The organism is Allobosea sp. WAO (assembly GCF_001509835.1).
Lineage (GTDB): Bacteria > Pseudomonadota > Alphaproteobacteria > Rhizobiales > Beijerinckiaceae > Allobosea.
Genome location: NZ_JXTJ01000018.1, coordinates 161,704 through 173,794 on the forward strand (window position 1 = coordinate 161,704; position 12,091 = coordinate 173,794).

The 12,091-nt window shown below is 67.6% G+C and carries 9 protein-coding genes; 6 read left to right on the forward strand and 3 right to left on the reverse strand.

Annotation, left to right across the window (positions count from 1 at the left end; genetic code table 11):
- Window positions 1-6 precede the first annotated feature (6 nt).
- The 6 genes from DK26_RS26640 (at window position 7) to DK26_RS26665 (ending at window position 7,203) form a co-directional block, all read left to right on the forward strand.
- The gene (locus DK26_RS26640; RefSeq protein WP_066479364.1) at window positions 7-684 is read left to right on the forward strand and encodes a GntR family transcriptional regulator; all 678 of its coding nucleotides are present in this window, start codon (window positions 7-9) and stop codon (window positions 682-684) included.
- Window positions 685-756: 72 nt separating this feature from the next.
- Window positions 757-1,749, forward strand: a complete 993-nt coding sequence (locus DK26_RS26645) for a sialic acid TRAP transporter substrate-binding protein SiaP (protein ID WP_066479366.1) — start codon at window positions 757-759, stop codon at window positions 1,747-1,749.
- A 158-nt stretch (window positions 1,750-1,907) separates the two neighbouring features.
- Window positions 1,908-2,405, forward strand: coding sequence for a TRAP transporter small permease (locus DK26_RS26650; RefSeq protein ID WP_066479367.1), 498 nt, complete (start codon window positions 1,908-1,910; stop codon window positions 2,403-2,405).
- Window positions 2,402-3,688: a TRAP transporter large permease gene (locus DK26_RS26655; RefSeq protein WP_066479372.1), complete on the forward strand. Its 1,287-nt coding sequence runs from the start codon at window positions 2,402-2,404 to the stop codon at window positions 3,686-3,688. The genes DK26_RS26650 and DK26_RS26655 overlap by 4 nt, the downstream gene beginning before the upstream one ends.
- Window positions 3,689-3,811: 123 nt before the next feature.
- Window positions 3,812-5,515: an AMP-binding protein gene (locus DK26_RS26660; protein ID WP_066479373.1), complete on the forward strand. Its 1,704-nt coding sequence runs from the start codon at window positions 3,812-3,814 to the stop codon at window positions 5,513-5,515.
- A gap of 86 nt (window positions 5,516-5,601) precedes the next feature.
- Window positions 5,602-7,203 (forward strand): gamma-glutamyltransferase, encoded by a 1,602-nt coding sequence (locus DK26_RS26665; protein ID WP_066479374.1) that lies wholly within the window; start codon window positions 5,602-5,604, stop codon window positions 7,201-7,203.
- A 198-nt stretch (window positions 7,204-7,401) separates the two neighbouring features.
- On the opposite strand, the gene DK26_RS26670 is transcribed toward DK26_RS26665, so the two are convergent.
- The 3 genes from DK26_RS26670 to lpdA all read right to left on the reverse strand — a co-directional run bounded on the left by DK26_RS26670 (window position 7,402) and on the right by lpdA (window position 12,081).
- Complete coding sequence (locus DK26_RS26670) at window positions 7,402-8,988, reverse strand: ABC transporter substrate-binding protein (protein ID WP_066479376.1); 1,587 nt, start codon at window positions 8,986-8,988, stop codon at window positions 7,402-7,404.
- An 89-nt stretch (window positions 8,989-9,077) separates the two neighbouring features.
- Window positions 9,078-10,571 (reverse strand): amidase family protein, encoded by a 1,494-nt coding sequence (locus DK26_RS26675; protein ID WP_066479379.1) that lies wholly within the window; start codon window positions 10,569-10,571, stop codon window positions 9,078-9,080.
- Window positions 10,572-10,683: 112 nt separating this feature from the next.
- Window positions 10,684-12,081, reverse strand: coding sequence for a dihydrolipoyl dehydrogenase (gene lpdA, locus DK26_RS26680; RefSeq protein ID WP_066479385.1), 1,398 nt, complete (start codon window positions 12,079-12,081; stop codon window positions 10,684-10,686).
- Between the last annotated feature and the right edge of the window lie 10 nt (window positions 12,082-12,091).

The following is a 12,091-nucleotide window of genomic DNA, read 5'->3' on the forward strand; positions in this document are numbered from 1 at the left end:
GATGAGATGAGCCAGTCCGAGCCGGAGCGCGAAGGCGAGCCGCTGAAGCTCAGGGAGCGGGCCTATGCCAGCTTCACCGAGCGGCTGCTCGCGCGCGAGATCAAGCCGGGCCAGTTCGTCACCCAGCGCGAGCTCGTCGCGATGACGGGCTTTCCGCTCGGGGCCATCCGCGAGCTGATCCCGCGGCTGGAAGCCGAAGGGCTGATCAAGACCGTGCCGCAGCGCGGCATGCAGGTCGCGCATGTCGACCTCAACCTGATTCGCAATGCCTTCCAGTTCCGGCTCTTCCTCGAAAAGGAGGCGACGGCGGCCTATGCGCGCAATGCCAGCGACGCCGAGATCGCCGAGCAGCGCGAGCGTCACGAGGCGATCGTGCGGCGCGCCGAGGCCGGCGAAGAGGGGCAGGCGCTGATCGAGGAGGCCGAGGATGTCGACCGGCTGATGCACGAGGCGATCATCGATCACCTCGACAACGACATCGTCAGCCAGGCTTTCCGCGTCACCTGGCTGAAGATCCGGCTGATCCGGCAATACGAGACCCGCATCCACAACAGCATCATCGTGCCGGTGATGCAGGACCATCTGAAGATCATCGCGGCGATCGAAACGCGCGATCCGGAGGCGGCCGCCGCGGCGATGAGCGAGCACATCAACAACGCCCGGACCCGGGCGATGAGCTACTGAGACGACGAGGAATGACAGGGCCTAAAGGATGAAGTGAGCCGGAAAACCGGCCGCGTTGGGAGGAGGACAATCATGACGATGCTGACCAAGCGTGCCTTTCTCGCCGGCTCCGCCGCGGCCGGTGCCGCGATCGCGATGCCGACCGTCCTGCGGGCCCAAGCGACCGTGCTGCGCTGGGGCGAGATGCTGCCGACGACCCATCCGCAGGTGCAGATGGTCGACCGCATCGCCAAGGAGGTGAAGGAGAAGACCTCCGGCCGCGTCGACATCCAGTCCTTCCCTGCCGGCCAGCTCGGCTCCGGCAAGGACATGATGGAAGCGGTCGCCTCGGGCGCGCTGACCATGACGACGGACGGCGCCGCGGCGCTCGGCTCCTTCCTGCCGCAGCTCTCGGTGGTCGAGGCGCCCTATCTCTGGCGCGACCCCGCCCATATGGCGAAGGTCGCCAAGGCTCCGGTCTTTACCCAGATGAACGAGGAGCTGATCAAGAAGCGCGGCATGCGCATGGCCGCGGTGACCTATTACGGCAAGCGCCATCTCACGACCGGTTCCAAGGCGGTGAAGAGCGCCGCCGACGTCGCCGGCCTGAAACTCAGGGTGCCGCCGGTCGATACCTTCCGCGCCATGGTCGAGGCCTGGGGCGCCAAGGCGACGCCCGTCAACTTCAACGAGCTTTACCTCGCGCTCAGCCAGGGCGCGGTCGACGGCCAGGAGAACCCGCTGCCGACGATCCACAGCGCCAAGCTGCAGGAGGTGCAGAAGCACCTGATCCTGACCGGCCACATCATCACGCCGCGGCTGATCGTCATCAACCAGGATTTCTGGAAGGGGTTGAAGGACGCCGACCGGGCGATCCTCGAAGCCGCCATCGCCAATGGCGTCGCCTGGCAGGATGCCGAGCTTTCGAGCCAGGAGGGCAGCCTCGTCGCGACGCTGAAGGCGGCCGGGATGACCGTCACCGAGCCCGACCTCGAAAGCTTCAGCAAGCCGGTTCTGGCGAGCCTGCCGAAGCAGTTCGAGGGCAAATGGGGCAAGGGCACCTGGGACGCGCTCGCGGCGCTGTAAGGGTCTTTTACCCTGCCGTCATGGTCGGGCTCGTCCCGACCATCCACGCCTTCGCTCCGCCAATCGAGTGCGGTGCCCGAGACGTGGATGCTCGCCACAAGGGCGAGCATGACGGCGTTACCCGGACTTTCGGATCTCTGACATCGGGGAAGCCGCGTTTGAAATCCCTCGTCGCCCTCACCGACCGCCTGGTCCGCGCCGCCGCCGTCGGCCTCCTGCTTTCGCTGCTCGTCGCGGTGCTGCTCGGCGTCGCCTCGCGCCAGCTCAACGCACCGCTGGCCTGGACCGACGAGCTCGCGCAATACCTCCTGGTCTGGACCGGCTTCGTCGGCTGGATCATCGCGGCGAGACGGCGCTCGCATATCCGCATCACCGTCTTCGCCGATCTCCTGCCTAAAGCGGCAGGGCGGGTGCTGGAGGTCGCGACGCAAGCCGCGATCATCCTCTTCGCGGCGATCCTGGTCCGCTATTCCTTCGGGCTGATCGAGCGGAACTGGGATGTCGAATCGATCGCGCTGCCGGTGTCGAGTGCGGCGCTCTATGTGGTGATGCCGCTCGCCGGGCTCGCCCTGATCCTGCAGGCGCTGGCTGAGATCGGCGACGTCATCGCCGGTCGCAAGATCGAAACCGCCGAGCCGGGGACGCAGCCGCTATGAGCACGCTGATGCTGCAGATCCTGCCGGTCTGGTTCGCCGCGCTGCTGCTCGGCGTGCCGCTCTTCGTCTCGATGGGGCTGGCGGCCATCGCCTTCGCCTTTCTCGGCGGCTTTCCGCTCGGCATCGTGCCACAGAAGATCGCGCAGTCCGCCAATTCCTTCCCGCTGCTGGCGGCGCCGCTCTTCATCCTAATGGGCAACATCATGAATTCGGCGGGGATCACCGACCGGATCTTTGCCTTCGCTACGGCCTGCGTCGGCTGGCTGCGCGGCGGCCTCTGCCACGCCAACATCCTCGCCAGCGTGATCTTCGCCGGCATGTCGGGCTCGGCCGTGGCCGATGCCGGCGGCGTCGGCACGCTCGAAATCAAGGCGATGCAGGACGAGGGCTACGATGCCGAGACGGCCGCTGCGATCACCGCAGCCTCGGCGACGATCGGCCCGATCATCCCGCCCTCGCTGCCGATGGTGATCTATGGCGTCTCCGCCGACGTCTCGATCGGTGGGCTCTTCCTCGCCGGCGTCATCCCCGGCCTGCTGATGGCCGGCGCGCTGATGGCGATGGTGGTCTATGTCGCCAAGAAGCGCGACCTGCCGCGTCATCCATTCCCGGGAACGGCGCAGCTCTGGGTCGCCTACAAGGAGGCACACTGGGCGCTGATGACGCCGGTCATCCTGTTCGGCGGCATGATGCTGGGCATCTTCACGCCGACGGAGGCGGCGGCGGTCGCGACCGCCTATGCGATCGTGCTCGGCCTCTTCGTCTATCGCAGCTTCTCGCTGAACGATCTGCCGGAACTCGTCGTGCAAACGGTCGAGACGACCGGCGTCGTGCTCGCGCTGGTGATGACGGCAGCGGCGCTCGGCTGGTGCCTGTCGATCTCGCGCATTCCGCAGACGGTCGGGCCGATGATCGTCGATCTCGCCGGCAATCCGCTGGTCTTCCTGCTGATCGTCAATCTGTTGCTGCTCTTCGTCGGCTGCTTCATGGAAGCGCTGGCGGCGATGCTGATTCTGATCCCGATCCTGGTGCCGGCGGCAGCGCAGTTCGGCATCGACCCCATCCAGTTCGGCCTGATCTTCGTGCTCAACCTGATGATCGGCACGATCACGCCGCCGGTCGGGGTCGTACTCTTCGTCACCTCGAAGATCGCCAAGATCTCGTTCGAGGCGATGTCGCGGGCGATCGTGCCCTGGCTGCTTCCCCTGCTTGCCGTGCTCACCGCGATCACGCTCTGGCCGCCGCTCACGACCTGGCTGCCCAATCTCGTCCTGGGCAGGTGAACGAACCGTGGTGCCCGGCTCCAGCCGGGCGCCTGCGCACTTGCGGCGCCCTGAAAGATCGATTCTTCTCAAGGTCATCGCAGCGCCACCCAGAGGGCGCCAGGGGAGAGTGGGAGGAAGGGCTTGCAGTTGCAGGAAGCCGCCTATCTGGCTGGGTTGCACGCGCTCTGGGACAAGGCCTGGCCGCCCGAGTTGCCGCGAAAGCCGCATTATCCGCTGGGCGAGATCGCGATCAGCGAGCATCTCAGGGAATGGGCGCGGCGCCAGCCGGAAAAGCCCGCCTGCATCTTCTACGGCCGGGAGATCAGCTATGCCGAGCTTGACCGGCTGAGCGACCGTTTCGCCGCGCTGCTCGACGAGCATGGCGTGCGCCGCGGCGATCGGATCGCGGTCTTCCTGCCGAACTGCCCGCAATTCATGATCGCCTTTTTCGGCATCCTGAAGCTCGGATGCGTGCATGTGCCGGTGAACCCGCTCTTCCGCGAGGCCGAACTTGCCTATGAGCTCAACGATACCGCGGCCGAAGTCGTCATCTGCCTGGACGCGCTGCTGCCGGTGCTGCGCAAGGTCCGCGGCGAAACCTCGGTGAAGACGGTCTTCGTCACCGGCTTTGCCGATTTCATGCCGGCCGAGCCGAGCTTTCCGGCGCCTGCCGCCGTGCTGCAGTCGCGCCTCCCGGCCGGCGAAGGCGAGATCGAGCTGATGCCGGCACTGGATGCCTGCCGCGGCGAGGTGCCGGAAATCGTCCCCGATCTCGATGCGGTCGCGGCGCTGAACTATACCGGCGGCACCACCGGCATGCCGAAAGGCTGCGTCCATACGCAAGCCGACATGCTCTACACGGCTGGCACCTCGCTCGCGACCAGCTTCGCGCTGACGCCGGACGATGTCGTCGTCAATTTCGTGCCGATCTTCTGGATCGCCGGCGAGGATACCGGCCTGCTCTTCCCGATCGTCGCGGGGGCGACCGTCGTGCTGATGGCGCGCTGGGACCCGGTCGGCTTCATGGCGGCGGTCGAGCGCTACCAAGCGAGCTTTTCCTATCTGCTCGTCGACAACACGGTCGAGGTGCTCGAGCACGAGCGTATGCGTGATTTCGACCTCTCGTCGCTGAAGCGGGTGCGGGTCTCGTCCTTCGTCAAGAAGCTCAACCCGGAGTTCCGCCGGCGCTGGCGCGAGCTGACCGGCGGCATCATGGTCGAGGCCGCCTGGGGCATGACCGAGACGCACACCATGGATTCGTTCAGCGTCGGCATGCAGCAGGACGATTTCGACCTTTTGTCGCAGCCGGTGTTCGTCGGCCTGCCGCAGGCCGGGACCGAGTTCAAGATCTGCGATTTCGAGACCGGCGCGCTGAAGCCGCTCGGCGAGGAAGGCGAAATCTGCATGCGCTCGCCCTCGCTGATGAAGGGCTACTGGAACAAGCCGGAGGCGACCGCCGAGGCTATCCGCGGCGGCTTCCTGCACACCGGCGATATCGGCGTGATCGACACCGAGGGCTATCTCCACTTCCTCGGCCGGCGCAAGGAGATGCTCAAGGTCAAGGGCATGAGCGTCTTCCCGGCCGAGATCGAGGCGCTGCTCGGCCAGCATCCGGCGATCGCAGGTTCGGGCGTGATCGGCCGCGAGGATGCCGAGCGCGGCCAGGTGCCGGTCGCCTATATCTGCCTCAACCCCGCGGCGTCCGAGCAGCCGGACGAGGCTGCGCTCATCGCCTGGTGCAAGGCGCGGATGGCAGCCTACAAGGTGCCGGAAATCCGCATCGTCCCGGCTCTGCCGATGACTGCGACCGGCAAGGTCAAGAAGGAGGAACTGCGCACGCTGTGAATGCGTGGCAGCCCTTCGCCGACGGCCGATGACCACGGCCGGCGGCCATGCCACCTTGGCCGCGAGACCGTCCGGAGAGACCGAGCATGACCGCCGAACCGCGCCGCACTGAGGCCTATCGCACGCAGAACTGGAAGCTGGAAAAGCCCGCGGCGCGTGGGCGTGGCGGCATCGTCGTCTCGCAGAACCATGAGGCGGCGGCAGCAGGTGCCGCGATCCTCGAAGCCGGCGGCAACGCCGCCGATGCCGCGGTCGCGACCGCTTTCGCCCTGGCCGCGGTCGAGCCCTGGAACAGCGGGCTCGGCGGCATCGGCTTCGGCGTCGTGCTGAAGGCGGGCGAGAGCCGGGCGCAGGTCGTCGATTTCGGTCCCGTCGCCCCGCGCCGGGCCGACCCGGCCGATTATCCGCTGACCGGCGAGATGAAGCTCGACTTCTTCGCCTGGCCGGGCGTGGTCGGCGACCGCAACATCCACGGGCCGCTGTCCTTCTGCATCCCGTCCTCCGTCGCCGGCTACAAGACGCTGAAGGAGCGCTTCGGCACGACGATGCCGGTCTCCGAACTGCTCCAGCCGGCGATCGCGCTCGCCAGGCGCGGGCTGGCGCTGGACTGGTACACGACGCTGAAGATCGCCTCCTCGGCCTCGGTGCTGCGGCTCTATGAGGAGAGCGCCCGGATCTATCTGCCGGACGGTTTGCCGCCGGTGCCGCCCTATCAGGGTGTGCCGGGCTTCCGGCCGCTCGGCAATCTCGCGGCGACGCTGGAGCAGCTCGCCAAGGCCGGGCTCGACGATTTCTACCGCGGCGAACTGGCGGGGCGGCTGGCCGCCGACATCGCGGCGGCCGGCGGCGTCGTCGATGCGCAGGACCTCGCCGATTGCGCCGCCAGCGTGCGCGAGGCGCCGGTGATCGACTGGCGCGGCACGCATCGGATCCACACCGCCGGCGGGCTGACGGCGGCGCCGACCCTGCAGGCGGTGGTCGAGGGGATGGCGGAGAGCCGGCCTAAGGCCGGCGGGCCCGATGCCGCCTGGTTCGCCAGGCTCTCCAAGGTGATGCGCGAGGCCTATTCGAGCCGGCTCGAAGGTCTCGGCGCAGCGCAGATGGCGAAGGAGCCGGGCGAGACCTGCACCACCCATCTCACCGTGGTCGATGGCGAGGGCAATCTCGTCGCCCTGACCACGACGCTGCTCTCCTCGATGGGCAGCCGCTATGTCCTGCCCGAGACCGGCGTGCTGATGAATAACGGCATGATGTGGTTCGATCCGCGCCCCGGTAGCGCCAATGCGATCGCGCCAGGAGCCCGGCCCTTGTGCAATATGTGCCCGGTGGTGGTGACCCCTACCGATGGCGGCTGGCCGCGCCATGCCGCCGGTGCCTCGGGCGGGCGTCGCATCCTCGCCAGCGTCTACCAGACGCTTGCCTTCACACTGGATAGCGGGATGAGCCTCGAGGATGCTGCGCATCAGCCGCGCATCGACGTCTCCGGCCCGGACGGCACCAGCGCCGATGCCCGCCTGCCGGAGGAAACGCTGGACGCGCTCGCGGCGGTTGGGCCGCTCACCGTGGTCGAGCACGGCGTGCTGCCGCTGAATTTCGCCTGCCCGAACATCATCCGGGCGGAGAAGGGCGCGGCGGAGGGGATCAGCGACGCCGCCTCGCCCTGGTCGGCGGCGGTCGCGGCCTCGTAGGGCACGAGAACCGCGACACAAAACCCCTCTCCTGGAAGGAGAGGGGTAGGGGTGAGGTGTTCGGAAGCTGAATCGTTGGCCGGAGTCCGACCGCGCGGTCAGGCCTCACGCAACTGGTCGAACGGCCTACACCTCACCCTACCCTCTCCTTACAGGAGAGGGTTCCCCGCGTTTCACGCGTCACGGTCAGCCACCCTATCAAACCCGCTTCAGCCCCCAGGGATAGGGTGCCGAGCCCGGCAGCATGCCGGTCAGGTTCTTGCGATACGCGGTCTTGATGACGAACTGGCCGAGCGGGATGGTGGCGCATTCCTCGAGTGCGAGCCGGCCCAGCGTGACGGCTGCCTTCTTCTGCGCGGCCTCGTCCGGCGCATAGAGCCATTCCTCGGCCAGTTCCTCAGCCTTGGCATTGGTCCACCAGCCGAACCAGCCCTTCTCGCCCGGGCCGCGGACGAGATTGGAGAGCGCCGGGTTGCCCCAGCCGACCGCCGCGCCCGTGGTGTGGAAGATGCTCCAGCCGCCCTTCTCGACCGGCTCGCGGCTGTTGCGGCGCTGGATCACCGTGCCCCAGTCGCTCGCCGCCATCTCGACATTCATGCCCATCGACTTCAGCAGCTCGTAGGTGACGTCACCGAGCGGGCCGATATCGGGAAAGTCGGTCGGGTTGATGATGACGACCTTCTCGCCATTGTAACCGGAGGCCTTCAGCGCCGCCTTGGCCTTGTCGAGGCTCTGCGGCATCAGGTCCTCGAGCTCGCCGGTGTAGTAGGGCGTGCCGCGCCACCAGAGGTTCCGGCAGATTTGCCAGGCGGTGGTGTCGTCGCCTTGCGAGGCCCGCATATAGTCTTCCTGATTGACGCCCATGCGGACGGCGGCGCGGACCTTGGGATTGTTGAATGGCGGCTGCAGATGATTCAGCCGCATGATCGAGCCGCGGCCGTTCTTGTCGATGACCTCGCGGGTGACGTCGGGGCTCCGGGCGAGCAGGGGCTGAAGATCTGCGAGCGGGCGCTCCCACCAGTCGATCTCGCCCTTGGTCAGGGCGGCGGCGGCGGTCGCCGGGTCGGGCAGGATCGGCCATTCGATGCGCTTGAAATGTGCGACCTTGCCGCCGGCATTGCGGCTCGGCGGCTCGCTGCGCGGCTTGTAGGCCTCGTTCTTCTCGTAGACCACGCGGCTGCCGGTGACATACTCGGCGGCGATGAACTTGTAGGGGCCGGAGCCGGTCATCTCGGTGACCTGCTTGGTCGCGTCGGTCTGCGCCAGCCGCTCGGGCATGATGAAGGGCGGGTTGTCGGCTTTGGCGAGGCAATCCAGCATCATCGGGAAGGGCCGGGTCAGTTTGATCTCGATCGTTCGCTCGTCGGGGGCGCCCCAGGCCTCGACGGCCTTGATCAGGAGCTGGCCGTATGGATCGCGCTGGCACCAGCGCTTCAGGCTCTGGATGCAGTCGGCCGGCCGCACGGGCTGGCCGTCATGGAAGGCGAGGCCCTCGCGCAGCTTGATCTTCCAGACCTTGCCGTCGGCCGAGATCTCGTGGCCCTCGGCCATTTGCGGCTGCGGCTTCAGATTGAGATCACCGCCATAGAGCGTGTCGAAGACGTAGTAGCCATGGTTGTTGGTGACGGTCGCCGTCGTCCAGATCGGGTCGAGCGAGGTGAGATTGGCCTGCGGCGCCATCTTCATCACGGTGGCGTTCGCCGCTTGAGCGAATGCGCCCCGTGTCATGGCTGGAGCGAACAGGGCGGCGGCTGCCGTGCCCTGCAGAAACTGACGGCGTTTCATATGGTCTCTCCCCTTTTATGATTGAGTCTGACAGTCGATGAAACTTGTTCTTTCTGCTCTTGATGGAACGAGACGTGGCTGATTGCCCGCTAGTCGAAGCCGAGGAAATTCGGGCTGTCCGCGAGCCTCGGCGCCGCCTTCAGTCTGGTGATGTCCGGCACCGGGCGCGCCGTCAGCGGATCGCCGGCCAAGAGTGACTCAAGCGCTGCCGCAACGGCAAGCACCTTGGCGTCGCCGCCGCGCGGGCCGACGATCTGCAGGCCGAAGGGCATGCCGTTGCGGTCGAGCCCGACCGGCAGCGAGATCGCCGGGTGGCCGACGATGGTCACCGCATACGCCATGGCGAGCCAGTGGAAGTAGGTCCGCGTCGGCTTGCCGTCGATCTCGGCGGGATAGAGCTCCGACCAGGGGCGCGGCGACAGCGTCATCGCCGGCGACAGGATGACGTCGTAATCGGTGAAGAAGCGCTGCCAGGCATTGTAGATCACGGTCTGCTGCTTCAGCGCCCGGGTGATGTCGAGCGGGCCATAGCGCAGGCCTTCCTCGACATTGGCACGGACATTGGGGCCGACCTTTTCCGGCGTGTCGCGCACCCGCTCATACTGCCCGGCGAGGAAGTTGACGGCGCGCAGCACCTCGAAGCTCTCATCGGTGCCGGCGCAATCCGGCGTCGCCTCGTCGGCGCGGGCGAAGAGGCTGCTGAAGCGTCCGACCTTGTCGGCGAAGACCTCGCGGATGTGCTTCTCGGTGGGCGCGAAGCCGAAATCGGGGGTGATCGCGACCTTCAGCGAGGCAAGGTCGCAAGCTTGTGCGCGGGCGAAATCCTCGGGGCGGCGCACCGTGCTGCCATGGACCGTCGTCGCCAGCGGGTCGCAGGCGTCGTCGCCGACCATGGTCGAGAGCAGCAGGCAAAGATCGGGGACGGTGCGCGCCATCGGACCGAGCACCGAGAGCGGATTCCAGCCGAGCGCCCGCTTGTCGCTCGGCACTAGCCCGGGCGAGGGGCGGAAGCCGACTATGCCGTTGAAGGCGGCCGGGTTGCGCAGCGAGCCGCCGGTGTCGGAGCCGGTTGCGATCGGCACCATGTTGGTCGCGAGCGCGACGCCCGAGCCGCCGGAGGAGCCGGCGGCCGAGCGCGAGGGGTCGAAGGGATTGCCGGTGACGCCGTAGACGGCGTTGCGGGTGTTGGCGCCGGCGCCCCATTCGGGCGTATTGGTCTTGCCGACGATGACGGCGCCGGCCTGGCGGACAGATGCGACGATCAGCTGGTCCTGTTTCGGCACGTGATTGGCGAAGAGCGGGCTGCCATAGGTGGTACGCAGCCCCGCGACGTCTTCGAGGTCCTTGATGCCGATCGGCAGGCCGTGCAGGGCCGGCAGGGCGTCGCCGCGCATGGTTGCCGCATCGGCGGCCTTGGCCGTGGCTCGGGCGCGCTCGTCGTCGCGCGCCACCATGGCGTTGACGGCGGGATCGACCGCATCGATGCGGCTCAAGCAACTTTCGAGCAGTTCGGTCGCGGAGAGCTTCTTCTCGCCGATCAGGCGGCGGGCGGTGACGGCATCGAGATCGCAGGGTTCGGTCACGGCGGCAGGCTCCGGCAGTCAGGGCGGGCCCGTCGCGGCCCATCCTGCCAGTCGAAGCGGCCTGCGCCGCGACGTCAACCCTCGCCGGGTTGTACCCCTGCCTGCGTTCACCTCAGATGTGCAGCGCGTGGCCGAGCGCCTTCAGCGCCGATTCCTGGAAGGCCTCGCCCAGGGTGGGATGGGCGTGGATCGTGCCGGCGATGTCCTCCAGCCTCGCGCCCATCTCTATGGCGAGGCCGAAGGCGGCGGAAAGCTCCGAGACGCCCTGTCCGACCGCCTGGATGCCGAGGACGAGATGGTTGTCGGCCCGGGCGACGACGCGCACGAAGCCGGCCTCGGCATGACGGGTCATGGCGCGGCCATTGGCCTGGAAGGGGAACTGGCCGAGCTTGACCTCGAAGCCGGCGGCCTTGGCCTCTGCCGGCGAGAGGCCGGCCGAGACGATTTCGGGATCGGTGAAGCAGATCGCGGGTATGCAGGTCTTGTCCCAGATCCGCGGCTCGCCGGCAACGATCTCGGCGACCATCTCGCCCTGCGCCACGGCGCGGTGGGCCAGCATCGGCTCGCCGGTGACGTCGCCTATGGCGTAGATGCCGCGCATCGAGGTCTCGCAGCGCTCGCCGATGCGGATGAAGCGGCCATCCATGTCGAGCACGAGCTCGTCGAGGCCGAGCTTGGCGGTCGCAGGCGCTCGGCCGACGGTGACCAGGATCTTGTCGGCCTGAAGCTCGCGCTCCTTGCCGTCGGCGGTCTCGATGCGCAGGCCGTCGCCCTTGGCGGCCTTGCCGAGCGCCTTGGCGCCCGTCAGGACCTCGACGCCGAGCGCCGAGAGGCTCTTGGCGACCGGCGCGGTCAGTTCGGCATCGTAGAGCGGCAGGATCTTCTCCTGCGCCTCGACCACGGTGACCTTGCTGCCGAGCTTGGCGAAGGCGGTGCCGAGCTCGAGCCCGATATAGCCGCCGCCGACCACGACGAGGCGCTTCGGCAATTCGGTCAGCGCCAGCGCGCCGGTCGAGGAAATGACGTTGCCGCCGAAGGGCAGGAAGGGCAGCTCGACGGGGACGGAGCCGGTCGCGATCACGACGGTCTCGGCCTTGATCACCTTCGGGCCGGTCTCGGTCTCGACCGCCACGGTCTTGCCGTCGCGGAAGCGGGCCTGGCCATGGACGATCTTGACCTTGGCCTTGCGCAGGAGGGCTGCGACGCCGTTGTTGAGGCGCTGGACGATGCCGTCCTTCCAGGCGACGGCCTGCTTCAGGTCGAGCTTGGGTTCGGCGGCGGTCAGGCCGAACGGTGTCTTCCCGGCGGCGGCATGGGCCGCCTTCTCGAACTCCTCGGCGACATGGATCATCGCCTTGGAGGGGATGCAGCCGACAGTGAGGCAGGTGCCGCCGAGCTTGGTGCTCTCGACGATGACGGTGTCGATGCCGAGCTGGCCGGCACGGATGGCGCAGACATAGCCGCCCGGGCCGGCGCCGATGACGAGGAGCTTGCAGGTGATTTCGGTCATGGCTCGCTCC